This window comes from Mammaliicoccus sp. RAM2, from assembly GCF_045897195.1.
GTDB classification, from domain to species: domain Bacteria; phylum Bacillota; class Bacilli; order Staphylococcales; family Staphylococcaceae; genus Mammaliicoccus; species Mammaliicoccus sciuri.
The window spans coordinates 1-18,907 of the sequence record NZ_JBJNWI010000008.1 but is presented as its reverse complement, the minus strand read 5'-3'; the positions used below and the strand labels follow the sequence as shown (position 1 = coordinate 18,907).

Genomic DNA, 18,907 nt, shown 5'->3' with positions numbered 1-18,907 from the left:
GTCAGTGGAAAGGTGAATAGGGGGAAGAGATAGTCGAAGTCATAGCTTAACTTCCTAGTAAAGCCAAGACATCACCCAAGTCATGGCTTAAGTCCTGAATAAAGCCAAGAGATAGTCAAAGTCATGGCTTAAGTCCTGAGTAAAGCCAAGAGATAGTTGAAGTCATGGCTTAAGTCCTGAGTAAAGCCAAGAGATAGTTGAAGTCATGGCTTAAGTCCTGAATAAAGCCAAGAGATAGTCGAAGTCATGGCTTAAGTCCTGAGTAAAGCCAAGAGATAGTCGAAGTCATGGCTTAAGTCCTGAGTAAAGCCAAGAGATAGTCGAAGTCATGGCTTAAGTCCTGAATAAAGCCAAGAGATAGTCGAAGTCATGGCTTAAGTCCTGAGTAAAGCCAAGAGATAGTCGAAGTCATGGCTTAAGTCCTGAATAAAGCCAAGAGATAGTCGAAGTTATACCTTCCCCTCATACAAACCCAACATTCAATTAATCTCTCCATCCTACATACGACAAAAAAGCATGGCCAATTTTTAATGGTCATGCTTTTTCAATATTCTATTGTTATTTACTTTGATAGTGTTTTACGATTTCGTATAATGCGTTAATACCATTAAATATATCATTTTCTACGACATCAAATTTTGGATGGTGATGGTTATAATCATGATTGCTTCCGATATTCATATAGATTGCATCTTTTTTACGGCTCATCACTCTGTCTATAAAATAAGTAGCATCTTCACTTCCACTAGGTGTGGATTCTTCTTGAATAATATTTAATGATGGCAACTTCTCTTTTAATAATTGATAAACTGTTTGTTCCATATCTTCGGATGGCTTAATACTAATGGCTTCACCGACTTTTGTCATTGTAATTGTGACACCAAACATTGCTTCAACGCCAGCCTTAATTTCTTCTACACGTTTCATCATAAATTGATTCACGTCGTTATTTTCTCCTCTTACTTCCAATTGTAGAAATGCTTCATCTGCAATAACATTTCTGCCACTACCTGCTTGAAGTGTACCGACATTTACACGAGATGCACCTTTTTCATGACGTTCTATTGCATATACTTGTTGAACGAATGTTGCTGCAGCGAGTAGGGCATTGCGACCATCTTGAGGTTGTGCTCCTGCATGACTTGAAACACCGTTTATTTGAACATCTAATTTAGTAGAAGCTAAGAATCCTTTTACGGATGTGATAATTTCATTAGATTGAGCATTTAATCCGATATGTGCGCCAACAAAGTAGTCGACATCATCTACGACACCTTGTTCTACCATAGATCTAGCACCTCGAACACCTTCTTCTGCAGGTTGGAAAATGAGCTTAAGTTTCCCTTTTAGTTCAGATTCATGTTCTTTTAAAAGTTCTGCAAGGCCAATACCGATAGTTGTATGAACATCATGTCCACATGCATGCATAAAGCCTTTGTTTGTAGAAAGGAATCCATTGGCTTGAGGATAATGATCGCTATCCTTATTTTCTGTAATTGGTAAAGCGTCCATATCAAATCTAAGTGCAAATGTTGGACCAGGAACTTGAGTATCTAATGTTGCAACGATTCCTGTATATCCATCTCTGAAATGTGGCAGTTCTTCGTCGAGTTGATCTAATTTTTCAATATGTGAATTAAATTCAACTTCAGTAGGATACCCCATTAAATAATCTTTATTCATCACTTCTTGACCACTTTGAATGTCATATCCAAAAGAATCTAGATAGTTCTTAACGATATTTGCAGTTCGAATTTCTAAAAATCCTACTTCAGGAAAAGCATGTAAATTACGTCTAAGATTGATTAACTTTTGTTTAAAATCTTCGTCAAAATTCATGAATATCACTCCTTACAAATGTCTTGTTACGCCAGGACCTAAAGGTAATCCTGTTAAATAGAAAATCGTTAATAAAATAATCCAAGTAATAATAAATGCAACCGTATAAGGTATCATTAATGAAATAAGCGTACCTATACCAGCCTTTTTATCGTACTTATTTAAGAAAGCTATAATGACGACAAAATATGGATTCAAAGGTGTAACTATATTAAATGATGAATCAGCTACACGATAAGCTGCTTGAGTAAAACCTGGATGAATACCAAGTTGCATAAACATCGGTACAAACACGGGTGCTTCTAGCGCCCATTTAGCTGAACCTGAAGTGATTAATAAGTTGAGACATGCTGTAAATAAGATATATAACAAGATTAATGGTAGTCCTGTTAAATGAATACTTTTCAAGAAATCAGCGCCATTTACAGCAATCCAAGTAGCCATATTAGACCATTGGAAGAAACTGATAAATTGTGATGCAGCAAATATGAGCACAATATAGCCTGACATGTCATTAACAGCTTGTGTCATAAATTTACCTACATCGTGTGTGCTTTTAATCTTTTGATCAACAATACCAAACGTTGTGCCGACAACAAGGAAGAAACCAAGTATAACGGGAACAATGCCAGCTAAAAATGGAGATTCAAGTATGTCGCCTTTTTCACCTAATAAAGGACTATTTGGTATTAATAAACCAACAACAAATATAAGTATATAAATTGCAGCTGCAATTAAAGCGTAAATGAAAGCTTTTTTGGCAGTAGGTGAGTCTTCATGTTCATCTAAATCTTCAATATGACCTTTATAATCACCTAAACGAGGTTCTATAATTTTAGTCGTCACTTGTGCACCTACAATGGTTAATAATACTGTAGAAATAATATTAAAATACCAGTTTGCTACTGGAGATACGACCATATCAGGATCAATTATCTTTGCAGATTCCGTACTGATACCAGCAAGTAATGCATCTGTACCTACAACTAATAAGTTAGCTGTAAATCCTGCACCAGCCGCAGCGAACCCTGCAGCTAAACCAGCTACCGGATGTCTCCCTAATTTATAGAATACCATAGCTGCTAATGGAGGAATTAATATCGTTGCAGCATCAGAAGCAATATTACCCATAATCCCAATAAACACGACTGCATATGTAATTAAAGCTGGTGGCGCATTGACAATGGTTTTTTGAATAATGTATTCTAAAAAGCCAACTTTTTCTGCCAAGCCAACACCAATCATCATGGATATAACGAGACCTAAAGGTGCAAATCCAGTGAAGTTCGTGATAAGGTTAGTGAAAATGTATTCAATACCTTCATTTGAAAATAAATTTTTTACATCGAGTGCTTTATCCGCACCAGGAGGTTTAACCGTTGCATCAAACAAACTAAAAATAAATGATAATACCATAACGAAAATAGCTAAGTATAAAAATATAAAAAATGGATGTGGCAATTTGTTACCGATTGTTTCAATTCCGTCTAAAAATCTATTAGACTTTTGCTCTTTTGTTGTCATATTACATCACCCCTTCAGGTGATTATATCATTAAGAAGAACGAAAATTCCAAATATTTAGATAATTTAACGAAAAAATGTTTTGCTAGCTTAGGCAATCGTCATACTAATGAGGACATGTTATGGATTTAGAGGAATATGCGTGGAATGAACATGAAAGGGAGCTTAAGAAAGCTCATAAAGTTGAAATACCTTCTAAATATAAAGTGAAAATTCAAGATGATATTGAGAAACGAATAACTTTAGAGACATTATTAGAAGAACTGACACAGAAAGAACTTGTCGAGTGGGCGATTACAAATGCGAAGAGATTTATTGATGATATAGATATAGGCAATGATGAAGACAAACAGACAATTATTTCAGAAACAGAACACAAATTACAACTTAGAAAAGAAGGGCAAATGAGTGCTTATGAACTTAGACAAGCTGGATTTTTAGCGAATAAATTATCACAAAGGTCACTAACAGAACAAAGTAAATTTGCAGCACGTGTATACGCACAAGCAATCGCAACAGGACATATGAGAGGACATGCAATTGTATCATCAGATTATGCTATTAAAGTGATGAATATCATATCTAACAATGATTTAAAGTTAGTGACTGAAGAAAGAAATAAACAAATCCATATAGCGAAAGATATCATGGAAAGATGAGTATTGTTTGAGTTGAGGGTTTAGTAAAGCCAAGAGAAAGCGGTAGTCGTGGCTTAAGTACTGAATAAAGCCAAGAGATAGTCGAAGTCATGGCTTAAGTCCTGAGTAAAGCCAAGAGATCGCTGAAGTCATGGCTTAACGTCTGAATAAAGCCAAGAGATCGCTGAAGTCGTGGCTTAAGACCTGAATAAAGCCAAGAGATCGCTGAAGTCATGGCTTAAGTGATGAATAAAGCCAAGAGATAGTCGAAGTCGTGGCTTAAGTGATGAATAAAGCCAAGAGATAGTCGAAGTCGTGGCTTAAGTACTGAATAAAGCCAAGAGATAGTTAAAGTCATGGCTTAAGTGATGAGTAAAGCCAAGAGATCGCTGAAGTCATGGCTTAACGTCTGAATAAAGCCAAGAGATTGCTGAAGTCATGGCTTAACGTCTGAATAAAGCCAAGAGATAGTCGAAGTCGTGGCTTATCCTCATACAACCCCAATATTCAATTGATTTCTCCATCCTAAATACGACAAAAAGCAGGGTCATTTCTTGATGACCCTGCTTTTTCAATATTCTATCGTTATCTACTTTGATAGTGTTTAACGATTTCGTACAATACGCTAATACTACTAAACATATCATTTCCTACTCTTGATTAATAAATACATAAAGAATGGTGAACCGATGAGTGCGGTAAAGATTCCTGCTGGGATTTCTTTTGGTAAGAAGAGTGTTCTACCGATTAAATCACTTAATAATAGTATGATGGCGCCGATTATGGCACTATAAAATATTCGATTTCTAAATTGATGTGCACCGAGTTTCAGTGCGATGTGTGGTGCGATTAATCCGACAAACTGTATACCGCCTACATAACTCATGGATATACCAATTAGGATACTCATAGATATTAATGCAATGATAGATATATGTTGATAAGGATTGCCTAATGCTAATGATAAATTTCTACCTAAGTAATGAATATCAAATGAACGTGCATAATATGTTAGGATGACCATGATGATAAATAAGATGCTTCCTACAATCATGACTTGTTGATATTCTGCTTGATGAACGGAACCTGTAATCCAAATTTGAGCTTGAGCACTGCGTTTATTTGAAGTTAATATTAGGAACATTACAATTGCTTGGCAAAGTATATTAAAGCTTATACCAATTAGTATGAGACGATCTCGTTTGTAACTTTTTCGCATTGCTAAAAAATATAATAATGCCGTAACAATTATCGCACCAAGCATTGAAAAGATTGGCTGATAAGCAATTGGTAATAATAAAGCTTCGGTACTTGTTGTTAAGACAATGAGAAATACTAACGAGCCAACATTAGCACCTTGAGATATACCTATAACATCAGGAGAAGCTAATGGATTCTTCGTAATAAATTGTAAGACACATCCTGCAATGCCAAGTGCTGCACCCGTTACAATTGCTAATAAGACTCTCGGCAGTCTTAAAGTATTAATGACTAAGTTTGTATAAGGATCTCCAAGTTTAAATAGGCCACTTAATACATTTTGAGGTGCGATAAAGCTATCACCTAACATGAGTGTGAGGAAAGTCGTTAACATGAGCATGATGATAAGTATGATAAATTTCTTCATTCTGTTAACTCCTTACGATTAAGAATTAAATAAATGAATATTGGTGCACCAATAAGAGCTGTTGTAATACCGACTGGCAATTCTCTCGGCATTAATAAATATCTGCTTAAAATGTCGCTTAATAATAGAAGACAACCACCTAGAACACCTGATAAAGGTATGACAATAAAATGGTTATGAGATTTACATAACAATTTCGCAACATGAGGTGTAATCAGTCCTATAAAGGCAATTGGACCAGCTAATGCAACGGCAGATCCACTTAACAGGACAACAGCAATCATCGTGAATACTTTAATGGATAATATTTTAGCACCGAGTCCTTTTAATGCATCATCACTTAGCATATAAAGATTAAGCGGCTTGGCCATATAAATAGATATGATTAAACCAACGATAATAAATGGCCATATGTACATTAAAATAGTGATATGTTTATTCGCTACTGAACCATTTAGCCAATATATTAATTCTTCTATAGCTGATTCGTTATAGATGAGTAGACCTTGTGTGATGGCCATACAAAAAGCACTAATACTTGCTCCGAATAAAGTTAATTCCATCGCATTGAATGGCTTAAATGGTAATGTAGTGGCTAATATAATTAAAGTTGCAATGATGACGGTACCAATAAAAGCCATAATGGTTTGTTGAAATACACCGTTCATACCAAACGCAACAGTCGTAATCACAACCATTAAACTAGCACCACTATTAACACCCATAATGCCAGGACTTGCGAAGGGGTTTCGTGTAATGGTTTGGATCATCACACCACTAATACCCATTAAAACACCGACAACCCCGCCCAAAATTGCGCGAGGTAGTCTTAATTGTGTCAGTACACGTTGATCTTTAATTGTTTCTCCATGGATATAATGTTGCCATATATCTGAAAAGGTAAAATGTTTATAGCCAAGCATCATGCTTAAAATGAATAGCACGACAAAAATACCTGAAAATAGGAGAAATAACCAAAGATATTTATTTTTCATTCAATTTATCCTTTAAATCATCAATCATCATATTGGCAGATAATACACCACCTGAAGTGTTCCAAACAGCATCATCTACTTTATAAACATGACCTTTTTTAGATGCATTTAATTCTTTAAAGGCTGGATCGTTTACCCATTCTTTTTCTAATGCTGAAACTTTCTTATCATCTTCTTGGAAAGTAAAGTAGAAGATGTAATCTCCATCCATTGCTTTAATACGTTCTTTTGTAACACCTTTTTCTGCAAAGTCGTTCTTATCTTGACCTTTAGGGCGTTTAATACCAAGTTCGTCTAAGATGACACCTGAGAATGTATCTTTATGATAAATTCTTACATCACCTGGCATAAAGCGAACCATTGATACTTCTGAGTTTGCTTTATCTCCAATCTCTTCTTTTGCTTTTTTAACGTGATTATCGTAATTCTTTAAGACTTCATTCCCTTTATCTTCTTTATTTACAGCTTTCGCGTATAATTTAAAGTTGTTTTTCCAGTCGCCACGTAGTTCTTTAGAGAATACAGTAGGTGCAATTTCAGAAAGTTTCTTGTATTGTGCTTCTTGTCTGAATTTATTACCGATAATTAAATCTGGTTTAAGTTTCGCAATTTTTTCTAAGTTGATTTCACTTTCTCCACCCACAGGTTCAATGTCTTTATATTTCTTCTCTAAATGTTTATACCATGGATCGCCAGCATATGAATTAGCAGCACCAACAGGTTTAACGCCCATTGAAACAAGTGCTTCTGTACCTTCGTTTGTTAATACAACAACACGTTTAGGATTGTTAGGTACTTTAGTCGTTCCCATGGCATGTTTCACTTCATGTGTATCTTTGTTTGAAGATGCCTCTTGTTTATTACCACAAGCTGCTAGCATTACAACAAGTACTACTATAACTGATAAAAGCTTTCTCATTTCTTTAACCTCTTTCTTAAGTTGAATTATGATAATGATTTTCATTTTCAATTATAAAATATTACCTTTTTTTGTCAATATATTTTTAGAATATGCTTTCAAATTAAACAAAGTATTTTTAAATATACTTAATAAGCGGCAATTCATGAGATAAAAATTGTAAATGGCTAATGTCATATCCGTAACTTCCAGCTAATTTAAATACAACCCAGTCACCGGTTTGTATACTTTCAATATAATAGGGAAGACCAAATACATCATTTGGTGTACATAGTTTCCCAGCTAATACGACGGTATCATTGGTAATGGACTTCATTCTGTTAGAACTAGTATGTGAATGAATAATTTCAAATGGTTGATGATGTTGCCACGCTTTTGGAAATCTAAAATGATTTGTGCCACCGTTTAATAAGACGAACGTTTGATCATGCATGGATTTAATATCGTAAACATTAGCGGCATAATAACCTATAGGACTTGTAATAAAACGTCCAAGTTCAAAAGTTAAGCGTGGTAGATGATGGATACGTGTTGCAAAATAATCAAAATCAAAACATGTTTGACAATCGTAGTCGATACCTATACCACCACCTACATTAATCGCATATTCTTCCGGTAAATGTGATTGATATTGATGCGTAAATTCAAGTGCACTTTCAATGAATGTGACGTGAGCATCTTCGTCCAAATTATTGCTCATTGCATGAAAGTGGAAACCTGTTAAAAATATTTGATCTGTATCGTGACAGATTTGAATGGCTTCATCTAAATCATTGTAAGGCATACCAAATTGTGTTGGGACACCCGCCATTTTTAATTTAGCTGTTGATTGAATGTTACTTAAATTAATACGAATCATAACTTCGATTGATTGTTGTTTGTCTTGAAGTAATGATTGCAACGTATCTAACTCAAAGAGACTCTCTACTTGAATAGATTTCACATGTGCATCTAAAGCGTATTCTAGATGTTGTTTCGTCTTTACAGGTCCGCCGTAAATGATTGGAATTTCTTTTGAAATAGATCGAACCTTTTCAATTTCTCCAGTAGAAGCGACTTCAAATCCCGAAACAAAAGGTGCGAGTGTTTCTAAGATTTTTATATTAGAGTTGGCTTTCACTGCATAGAAAATATCATGTTTCGTGACAGAGCTGATCCAATTGATGCGCTTCTTTAATTCGGTTAAATCATATATATAATAATCGTGATTACTGTCTGTTAACACTTCTTTAATTCTTTCCATATTGATTCTCCTTATTTATCATAAACATGACACAGATGACCATGATGAGCAGTCCAACAACCATTGTTATATATACAATTTGTAAATTGAACTGTTCAAAGATAAAGCTTAGTAATATACCACCAAGTGGAATGAAACCTTTATCCATCATTGAAATGGATAATACTGATCCTCTATATTTCGCTTCAACAAGCTGTTGGACGAGTATACGATTGGTCGTTCTAAATGCCTGTGATGCCAATCCCATTATTAATAAGACAGCTGCATATAAATATGTATCATGAATAAACAATAATAATATGATGGTTAACGTAAATATCATTGCCCATCGTTTCAAACTTTTCATCGTATTCATATTTTTAGTGCGCATAAACATGACTAAAATTATAATAGATCCAGCAGCAATCATGGCAGTAAAGAGTGAATAAATCATCGTACGGCTGCCAAATTGTTCATCTACAATGCTAGGTAGAATAATCGTATACGAAAATCCAAAAAGCATCGATAAGACACTGGATAACATGAGCATGACAATAACAGGTTGTTGTCTTAAGTACGACCATATTTTATAACGTGTCTTCTTCTCATGATGGACCTCTGGCAAAGTTTGGTTGAATAATATAACCATTAAACTCCCAATAATAGGTAGGGATAATACAATATTAGAATTCAGTTGAGCTAATAATATCCCACCTATAAATGGTCCAGTTAGTCTAGCAATATTTAAAATTAAAGCATTTAAACTGATCGCTTTATGAAGCTTGTCTGGTTCTACAAAACTTTGTATAAGTGCATTTCTTTGTATCGTATCAATTGCTTGGAAAAATGAACGTACCATAATAATAGAAAGTATGATGTAGATATTCCATTTTTGCCAAAAAGCATAGACGACACATACTGTGAATAACATATTTGCACAATGGATGATGTACATGAGTTTCGTAGCACTAACAGTATCGATAATTTTGCCGATTATAAAAGCAAATGCTAACTGTGGCATTAACCGTGCAAAATTTATATATGCAATGTAAACAGCGCTTCCAGTCATTTGTAACGTTATCCAATTTAATGCGATGATATCTACCCAATCGATTGTTCGAGCTATAAACTGAGAACTGACAAAACGATGATAAGGATTAAACTTTAACTTCATCACTTATGAGAAGTGGGTTGGCTTTTTGGATATAAATATCTTGATCTTTATTAGATACGCGCATCGTTAATAATGCTTTCTCGTTTATAGTCTTTTTGTAAAAGGCTTTGATATCTGCCTCTGTATGTTGAATGTCTTGTGATAATAAATCTTCAAATACGGCTTTAAATATACGGTTAATATGTAGCCATAACATGTTTGAATCATATGCATAATCTTCACTGAAATGATGCACAAGTGTGTTGAGATGATTACTCAATAATGTGTTTTGTACTTTCTCATACATACTTTCAGTCGTTGCATTTGTTAAAGCATTGCTTAGTTCTAACCATTCAGGCACGCGAGAAGCATCTATTCTTAATCCGCCAAAGTCTCGTACATGTAAACGTGTAGGCATACCGTTTATAAATTCAAATGACATATTTTGTAGGTGAGCTTCTAAACCAACACCGTATTTCGTCATGAGTGTTAACACAGTTTCAACGAGTAATGAGACATATTGGTCAAACCAAACAATCGGTGTTGCTGTTGCACGAGCAGTTTCAATCATATCGACGTAGATTTTTTGGTGATGTTCATTCAGCTCAAACAAACATGTCGCTGTATAAAGTGATGCATGAGCAGGTATATATTGCGTATTATTTTCTCTCAATATGAATGATAAATTACGCTGTTTATCTACTTCGTCATGAATGTAAGTCATTCCGCCATATTCTAATACGGGTAAGCTGATTTCATTAAGACGGTCGTCATTCTTATAAATAAATTTGAAATATTCACCGATATTTTTAGAATTGATAATACTGTTGTTACTAATAGAACGTATTGTTGACGTCATTTGTGAATTTACGGGTAGTTTGATAATAGGTGTTATCGTATCTAAAGGACAAACGGTTCTAAATGATGAAGTACTCTTTACGAGTCCACCAGTATGTTGAAGCGGTATAATATTTTGAGATTTGATCTCTTCCGTATAAACTTTTGGTATGACATGTTCGAATTGAAACGGATGTACAGGTATCAAATCATAATCTTCAGGTATTTCTCCTAAATAACCACTAAAGTCTGCTAAAGTTTTTACCTCAGAAGCTTCTAAATTATTATATAGAAACCCTTTTTTAACGAATAACCAGTTTAATTTGAATGCATGATTATATTCAGGTGAATATTGCATAACTTCTTTGAAAGACAATCCTAACTTTGTCTTAGCACATGGGTGAATGTTATGCCCAGTAATTACATATTGCTCACTATGTAATAATGGATGGTCGCTTTTAGATGTATAAGAACAATGAATAAAACTAATTGCTTGGTTGATGAGGTGATTTTCAATTTCAACATGCAATTTGTGGTAATCGTGATGTTCGTCACTAAAATGATTAAGCCAGTCTATTAATTCAAGTGGATCTTGAACAAAGCGAGTTATTGTATCATCTGTAATTTGTACGCGATGGTTCGCTTTATCATAAGTTACAAATATAGAATCGCTAATATATAAAGTTGTGATTGTTTTAAAGGATTCTACATGATGTATAGGAGGTGTTACTTCTTCATGTAAGCATGTTAATAATTTCTTGAATGTTGTATGAATGCTGTCTTGAATACATTGCTCGATGTAGTGTTGTTCGTATTTATCTGTATGTTGATATACCTCATTAGTCCAACTCATTTTATTTGGCCTCCATATATAACGGGTTATTGATATTTGTATATTGGTAATCGTAACCTTCAGCGTATATTCTCATTTTTAATAGTGATTTAATTTTAAAGGTTGGTTGTTCTAAAATATTGATGTCAGGCGCACTATTTACGTGATGATCAGCTATCATATTTCGAATGATTTGATAACCTTTTGTACTGTCATAACCATAAGTAGCCAACACTTGTATAAGTTGGAACAGGTGATTGTATAAGACTGCATGGGAAAATACTGATAACAAATCTTCAAATGAGTCAGTAATCAAGCCTGTTGAATCATCAATATCTATATTTCTTTCATATAATCTCACGCCACCAAAGTCTCTTATATAAATAGAAATAGGCATGCCATCTTTAATGATGACAGTGCTATTTTGCATATGTGCTTCTAAACTAATACCTTCTTCAAGCAATAATCTATAAGTAGCTTCTAATAAATTATGTGTATATTCTGTTAAGAATAATTGAGTTGCAGAATCGAATGACATGTCTTGTGTTTGCATAATTGTTTCAATACATTCAATGAGTATAGGTTTTCTCGTAACAAAGCTATCAGTAATCAGACTGGCACATACTAATTGGTGACTGGCTTTCTGTTCAGGTATAAGGCTTCTTAACATAAAGCTACATTTATTAGCGTGTGATTGATTGATGTTTAAATAACTGCCTGCTAAATCTTTTTGAATATAGCTATTATCATAACCATTTGAACGATAAATGCGTTCCACAACATCGCTTAGAATTATGCCATTACGGATAGAAGCGGGAGACACATTTCTTACTGCACTTGTCGCTTGTGCATTGACAGCAGTCTTAACGATGCAATTTAATTCTCGCGCTTCTAAAGTTCTAAATGATAATAATGGACTGCTTTCAACAGCTAAATCGTGTAATGGAATCATGAACTGTTGTTCGAAACATGTTTCAAACTGTGGTAAAAGAAAATGCTTCAATTGCCATTCATGAATAAACAGTAAAGCATAGTTTTCAAATTTAATGCCATATTCTTTGCAATATGTATCAACTTTCTTTCTAAAAGTCTCTAATGCAGGCGATTGATAGATATTGATTTCATCTATAAAATCTTTATTGCACAATAGAGGAATGACGTTCACCGTTTGTCTAAATTCTGGGGAAAACTTAATAACATCATCTATAGAGAAACCTAATTTCGTCTTAGTCATAGGGTGGAAAGGATGTCCTTCAGTTACACTTTGTTCAAAAAAGACATCCGTTATATTTTCTTGTTCAACAAACTCAAAAATATTTTGATAACTATGACCATGTTGTTGATGATCGCGTTCAAATTGAATATAGCTCAAAGTGAGATTGCGAATAGAATCTTGAATTTCGTGTACTAAGCGTTCATCATCATAAATGACATCTTGACCAATATCTTCAAAACTTGATAATTGATCAATACGTCGCGTGATTTCACGGTATGCTTTCTGGTATAAAGTTGTTATGTCTTCTTCAGAAAAATCTTGAAAATATTGACGTATTTCTTGTATCTGTTCGTTATATACGATTTCCAAAAAGATCAACTTCCTTTTCAAATAATTTATATAGTGATAATCATTCTCAATTATAGGAGGTTTGAAAGGTTTGTCAATGATAGAAAATAACAATAAATAATTATGATAAATTATATAAAACTATTATTTTAATACTTTAGTTAGTCTGAAAAGGTTGGATTATGATAAGTACAATTGAATGAACTATTGATTTTTTATCATTTCTGTTACTATGAAGAAAAGTATGTGTAAAGGGAAATATCATATATGAGATTGAATATAAGGGGATTTAGCGATGAATAAAGTAAAATCTTTAATGCAAAAAATGGGCCATGTACAAAATAGAATTGTCTGGCTAAATAAACCTAAGATGGAAGAAGCTTTATCTGGATATACTTCCTCAGAAGTTCATTGTATAGAAGCTATTCATAATATAGAAAATCCAAATGTTAAAAAAATATCAGATGACTTATTTATGACACGTGGTGCCATTAGTAAATTAACGAAAAAACTCATTAAGAAAAATGCGATTACGGTATATCAAAAAGATGATAATAAAAAAGAAATATACTTTGATTTAACAACAGAAGGAAACCGAGTATATAGTAGTCATTTAGCATTACATGATCAATTTTTATTAAGAGACAAACCATTTTTTGATGATATAACAGAAGAAGAATTTGAAATATTGAATCGATTTTTTGATAAATATAGTGACTACTTAGATCAAGTCATTGAGAAGGAAAAAGCTTGATTAGAAGGAAGAAAAGCTGAGATGTCCGTGTCTCAACTTTTTTGGATTTAAGGATATTGACATCTCATACGGACATTATTCAGAATTCTGTCACTAACGGTGGTTCTAAGGGACACAATTCTAAATTCTGTCTCTAACAATGGTTCTAAGGGACACAATTCTAAATTCTGTCTCTAACAATGGTTCTAAGGGACATAATTCTAAATTCTGTCTCTAACAATGGTTCTTAAGGGACACAATTCTAAATTCTGTCTCTAACAATGGTTCTAAGGGACATAATTCTAAATTCTGTCTCTAACAATGGTTCTAAGGGACATAATTCTAAATTCTGTCTCTAACAATGGTTCTAAGGGACACAATTCTAAATTCTGTCTCTAACAATGGTTCTAAGGGACATTATTCAGAATTCTGTCCGTAACGGTGGTTCTAAGGGACATTATTCTAAATTCTGTCTCTAACGATGGTTCTAAGGGACATTATTCAGAATTCTGTCCCTAACGATGGTTCTTAAGGGACACAATTCTAAATTCTGTCCTTAACGGTGGTTCTAAGGGACACAATTCTAAATTCTGTCCTTAACGGTGGTTCTAAGGGAAACAATTCTAAATTCTGTCTCTAACAATGGTTCTAAGGGACATTATTCAGAATTCTGTCCCTAACGGTGGTTCTAAGGGACATAATTCTAAATTCTGTCTCTAACAATGGTTCTAAGGGACACAATTCTAAATTCTGTCCTTAACGATGGTTCTAAGGGACACAATTCTAAATTCTGTCTCTAACAATAGTTCTAAGGGACATTATTCAGAATTCTGTCCCTAACAAAATTTTCCTTAATGTTATTTATGTTGACTAGGAAACAAAACTCTCTTATAATGTTTCTGTGGAAACAAAATATAAAGGAGTTTATTGATGTCTTCTCAACAATTAGAACACATTCCTAAAAGCACAATGATAGCGGCATGGGCCATTGCTTTAGGTGCTATTATGCCCATGCTCGATTCAACAATGATTAATATTGCTATTGATGATTTAACGAAATACTTTGATACATCACTTAATTTTATTCAATGGGGTGTTACGGGATATATTCTTGCTATGACAGTTGCTGTACCGTTTTCTGGTTGGTTAATGGACCATTTAGATGGTAAACGTGTATATATTAGTGCTGTCATTACATTTGGTATTGTTTCAGTATTAACAGGATTAAGCTCAAATATCTTTTGGTTTATTCTATTTAGACTCGTTCAAGGATTTAGTGCAGGTATCATTTCAACGCTTATGGCTACACTGCTTGTTAAGATAACCGGCCAAGATAAAATTGGTAGAGTTATGGCCATTGTAAGTATTCCCATGATACTTGGTCCTATATTAGGTCCGGTAGTAGGTGGGTTTATTATTCATTATATATCTTGGCAATGGATATTTTATTTGAACATCATTGTCATGATCATTATTACACCAGTTATGATTAAACGATTACCGTCATATGAACCTTTTAATAAAGGTAAGAGACTAGATTGGTTTGGGATAATCAATTTATCTTTAATCAGTATTACGTTAATTTACGGTATTACACACGCTACTGAAACAGCTTCATTTACAAATATTGAAACTGTACTCGTCCTAACTTCGAGTGCATTACTTATCGTGATTTATTTGATATACAATCGAGTTCAGGATTATCAAACCGTATTACCAACTAATTTATTCAAAAATCGTAACTATGCAGCTTCAAGTACCGGTTTATTTTTAGGCAATTTAGCGATTATGGGACCGATGATTATTTTCCCGCTGTTCTTTCAAAATTTTAAAGGGTTTAATACGATTGAAGCGGCTATTGCATTAATGCCTCAAGGTATCGGTATGTTATTAGCAAGACCTATGATTGGTAAATTAACAGATCAATATGGTGCTAAGAAAGTGATATTTGTAAGCTTAATATTATCGATTGTTGCTTCTATACCATTTATATTTGTAAACGGCAATACATCTATCATCATATTAAGTATGCTACTTTTATTACGAGGTATCAGTGTTGGCGGGATATTGCTACCGTTTACGACAAATACTTATGCAGATTTAAAGGACGACCAATTACCGCAAGCAGGTATTACGATTAATATTGTAGAAAATATTGGATCTAGCTTTGGCTCTGCATTGATTGCAACAGTCGTCGCAACAATATCTATCCACAATCATATAATGGCATTTCACATTGGATTTCTAGTCCCAGCAATTGTATTTATATTATTGCTTGTGTGTTGGGCAATGATTCCTTCTAAAAGTATGAAAGTATAAAAAGACCCCTAAGAGATGTTTCATATGAAACATCTCTTAGGGGTTATCTTATTATTTATCAGTTTTACGCTTTCTGAAGAACAATAAACTTCCTAACATTGCGAATAGTGTACCGAATAATGTTGTACGTATTGCTTCATTTTCACCTGTTTTTGGTAATTGTTTGTTTTCTTGTTTAGCATCTGATTTAGTTTCTGCTTTAGCTTCATGGCTAGGTTGTGATGTTGTTACTTGTGTAACATTTACTGCTTTATCAGTATTGTTAATTTGAGTAGCCTTAGATGCTAATTTAGATGCGTTATGTGATTTAGGTTGTTCTGTTGGTTTAACAGAGTTGTCGTCCGCTTTAGGTTGTTCTGTTGGTTTAACAGAGTTGTCGTCCGCTTTAGGTTGTTCAGCCGGTTTAACAGAGTTGTCGTCCGCTTTAGGTTGCTCTGTTGGTTTAACAGAGTTGTCGTCCGATTTAGGTTGTTCTGTTGGTTTAACAGAGTTGTCGTCCGATTTAGGTTGTTCTGTTGGTTTAACAGAGTTGTCGTCCGCTTTAGGTTGTTCAGCCGGTTTAACAGAGTTGTCGTCCGCTTTAGGTTGCTCTGTTGGTTTAACAGAGTTGTCGTCCGATTTAGGTTGCTCTGTTGGTTTAACAGAGTTGTCGTCCGCTTTAGGTTGCTCAGCCGGTTTAACAGAGTTATCGTCTGATTTAGGTTGTTCTGTTGGTTTAACAGAGTTATCGTCTGACTTAGGTTGTTCTGTTGGTTTAACAGAGTTGTCGTCTGATTTAGGTTGTTCAGCCGGTTTAACAGAGTTGTCGTCTGATTTAGGTTGTTCAGCCGGTTTAACAGAGTTGTCGTCTAATTTAGGTTGCTCAGCCGGTTTAACAGAGTTATCGTCTGATTTAGGTTGTTCTGTTGGTTTAACAGAGTTGTCGTCTGATTTAGGTTGTTCCGTTGGTTTAACAGAATTATTGTCTGATTTAGGTAGCTCATCTGTTTTATTATTAGAAACTTTGTTTATGTTTATAATTGTTGAATTTTTAAGTTTGTTTTTATTAATCAGTGATTTATTAATAGCAAAATCATTATTTGTACTAGATGCATCAGAATGATTAACGTCATTATCGTTATCAGATTTATCTAAGTCACTAGTATAATTGTTATCATCAAGTTTATCAGAAGTAGTGACATCATTATCGTTATTATTATTATCGTTATCTGAGTTATCGTTTGAAACATTTGAACCTGAATCTGGAACTCTATTTAGTATAGATTGAATCCAGTCGTAGATTTCTTGCGTAATTGGGGTTCCTAAAGTACCGTATTTATTACCTCTTGTTCCATAAGAATGAACTGCAATAATTTCATCGTTATTATCTTCTAAATAGACTGGACTTCCTGATTGACCAGCTGAATTATCCATAGAATATTCTATATTACCTTGTTTTTGTTTTTGTACAATAGTACCAAGATTAGTCCACTGATTAATAGAATTTACATTTTTTTCAATTGGATAACCTTGTGTCTGTACTTTTTTACCAATTAAATCGTCTGTATATACTTTAATGTTATAAGGTTTTAATTCATCCAGTTCTTCACGTGGAGGATGGCCGTCTGCATCAACTATTGGTTCAGGATCGACTTCAATTATACCGATATCATATTTTCTTAAAGGTGAAGCTTTATATTGATCTGGTACATAAAATGCTTTAATTTTATACTTTCCAAATGGTTCCCAATTTCCATGTTTACCAGGAATTAAATAACCACCTGTTAAGTATTGTCTAGGGTAATTGTTATCATAAATAACATGGGCTGCAGTTAAGAAATAATTCTTACCTATATATGCTCCTGATCCTTCTCCGCCTTTAAGACTTTCAATTTCACCTTTATAATTCCCGTTTTCTACTCTTATATATGCAGTTCTATTGTCGACTTCATAGTTTTCTTGCATCCTTCTCGTATCTTTTAAATAACCTTCTTCGTCATAATTGGGATCTTGAGTCTTATCATAATTTACGTTGTCCTCTACAGAAGGGTAGAAATATCTGAAAGATCCAGTTGGTGCATTCGGTTTATTTGTATTTTTAGAGTTATCATTTTGTGATGTATTTTGAGTATTATTATCTGAAGTTTCTAATTTATTAGAAATCGTTTCTTTATTTTCTTCAGGTGATGTATTTACATTATTTGTTACAACATTATTTGTATCAGTAGAAGTCTTTGTAGTGCTTTGATCTTCATTTAACGTATTGGAAAGTGTACTTGATGTATCTTTATTTTCAGTCTCTTGTTTATTTGTTTGACTAGCTTTCGGACTTTCCGCTACTGAATTGTTATTCTCGCTGGCATGAGTGACAGTTGGATGAGATAAGAAAAATACACCTGCGATAATAACAGGTAACTTTACTAATCCCGTTCTGAAGTTGATAAAGTTTTTATTCATGTAAAACTTCCTTTCTTTGATGATACCAATAATATACAAAAATTCCCATGTAAATTCAATATGAAAATGATTATTATTATCAATTATTTTAGAAAAATTTTACAGTTGTGTAAAAATGGATAGTAGAGGTGTGCAAGAAAGGTGTGACTAGCAACATAGAAGCTCTGAATATTGCAAGACGAGCATGACTAGCAACATAGAAAGCCCGAATATTGCAAGACGAGCATGACTAGCAACATAGAAGCTCTGAATATTGCAAGACGAGCATGA

At 33.9% G+C, this 18,907-nt stretch carries 13 protein-coding genes; 3 read left to right on the top strand and 10 right to left on the bottom strand.

Translation table 11 applies throughout. The annotated features are described in order from the left end of the window. Positions 1-558: 558 nt before the first annotated feature. Both ACJTHF_RS11770 and ACJTHF_RS11765 read right to left on the bottom strand, forming a co-directional pair. Positions 559-1,839, bottom strand: coding sequence for an amidohydrolase (locus ACJTHF_RS11770; RefSeq protein ID WP_232156956.1), 1,281 nt, complete (start codon positions 1,837-1,839; stop codon positions 559-561). Between the two features lie 12 nt (positions 1,840-1,851). Continuing rightward, positions 1,852-3,363: an AbgT family transporter gene (locus tag ACJTHF_RS11765; RefSeq protein WP_058591940.1), complete on the bottom strand. Its 1,512-nt coding sequence runs from the start codon at positions 3,361-3,363 to the stop codon at positions 1,852-1,854. 121 nt (positions 3,364-3,484) lie between these two features. Between ACJTHF_RS11765 and ACJTHF_RS11760 the strand changes: the two genes are divergently transcribed. Continuing rightward, positions 3,485-4,021, top strand: coding sequence for a putative immunity protein (locus ACJTHF_RS11760; RefSeq protein ID WP_048540437.1), 537 nt, complete (start codon positions 3,485-3,487; stop codon positions 4,019-4,021). Between the two features lie 622 nt (positions 4,022-4,643). Here ACJTHF_RS11760 and ACJTHF_RS11755 read toward each other — a convergent pair. The 7 genes from ACJTHF_RS11755 to ACJTHF_RS11725 form a co-directional block, all read right to left on the bottom strand. Next, positions 4,644-5,627: a FecCD family ABC transporter permease gene (locus ACJTHF_RS11755; RefSeq protein ID WP_078355329.1), complete on the bottom strand. Its 984-nt coding sequence runs from the start codon at positions 5,625-5,627 to the stop codon at positions 4,644-4,646. Continuing rightward, positions 5,624-6,622 carry a FecCD family ABC transporter permease gene (locus tag ACJTHF_RS11750; RefSeq protein WP_078355328.1) on the bottom strand — a complete coding sequence of 333 codons (999 nt, stop codon included), beginning with the start codon at positions 6,620-6,622 and terminating at the stop codon, positions 5,624-5,626. The genes ACJTHF_RS11755 and ACJTHF_RS11750 overlap by 4 nt, the downstream gene beginning before the upstream one ends. Further along, positions 6,612-7,541, bottom strand: coding sequence for an ABC transporter substrate-binding protein (locus tag ACJTHF_RS11745; protein WP_058591938.1), 930 nt, complete (start codon positions 7,539-7,541; stop codon positions 6,612-6,614). The genes ACJTHF_RS11750 and ACJTHF_RS11745 overlap by 11 nt, the downstream gene beginning before the upstream one ends. A 118-nt stretch (positions 7,542-7,659) precedes the next feature. After that, positions 7,660-8,784 (bottom strand): alanine racemase, encoded by a 1,125-nt coding sequence (locus tag ACJTHF_RS11740; protein ID WP_078355327.1) that lies wholly within the window; start codon positions 8,782-8,784, stop codon positions 7,660-7,662. After that, positions 8,771-9,937, bottom strand: a complete 1,167-nt coding sequence (locus tag ACJTHF_RS11735) for an MFS transporter (RefSeq protein ID WP_232156947.1) — start codon at positions 9,935-9,937, stop codon at positions 8,771-8,773. The genes ACJTHF_RS11740 and ACJTHF_RS11735 overlap by 14 nt, the downstream gene beginning before the upstream one ends. Next, positions 9,921-11,606 (bottom strand): IucA/IucC family protein, encoded by a 1,686-nt coding sequence (locus ACJTHF_RS11730; protein ID WP_058591936.1) that lies wholly within the window; start codon positions 11,604-11,606, stop codon positions 9,921-9,923. The genes ACJTHF_RS11735 and ACJTHF_RS11730 overlap by 17 nt, the downstream gene beginning before the upstream one ends. Before the next feature lies 1 nt (position 11,607). Next, complete coding sequence (locus ACJTHF_RS11725) at positions 11,608-13,170, bottom strand: IucA/IucC family protein (RefSeq protein WP_048540443.1); 1,563 nt, start codon at positions 13,168-13,170, stop codon at positions 11,608-11,610. Positions 13,171-13,444: 274 nt separating this feature from the next. On the opposite strand from ACJTHF_RS11725, the gene ACJTHF_RS11720 reads away from it, so the two are divergent. After that, entirely contained in the window at positions 13,445-13,903 is a 459-nt protein-coding gene (locus ACJTHF_RS11720; RefSeq protein ID WP_078355326.1) for a MarR family transcriptional regulator, read from the top strand. Positions 13,904-14,812: 909 nt separating this feature from the next. Further along, a complete protein-coding gene (locus ACJTHF_RS11715; protein WP_058591933.1) occupies positions 14,813-16,201 on the top strand; it encodes a DHA2 family efflux MFS transporter permease subunit in 1,389 nt (462 codons plus the stop codon). Between the two features lie 51 nt (positions 16,202-16,252). Here ACJTHF_RS11715 and ACJTHF_RS11710 read toward each other — a convergent pair whose 3' ends face one another. Next, positions 16,253-18,637 carry a trypsin-like serine protease gene (locus tag ACJTHF_RS11710; RefSeq protein WP_232156945.1) on the bottom strand — a complete coding sequence of 795 codons (2,385 nt, stop codon included), beginning with the start codon at positions 18,635-18,637 and terminating at the stop codon, positions 16,253-16,255. Positions 18,638-18,907: the final 270 nt, after the last annotated feature.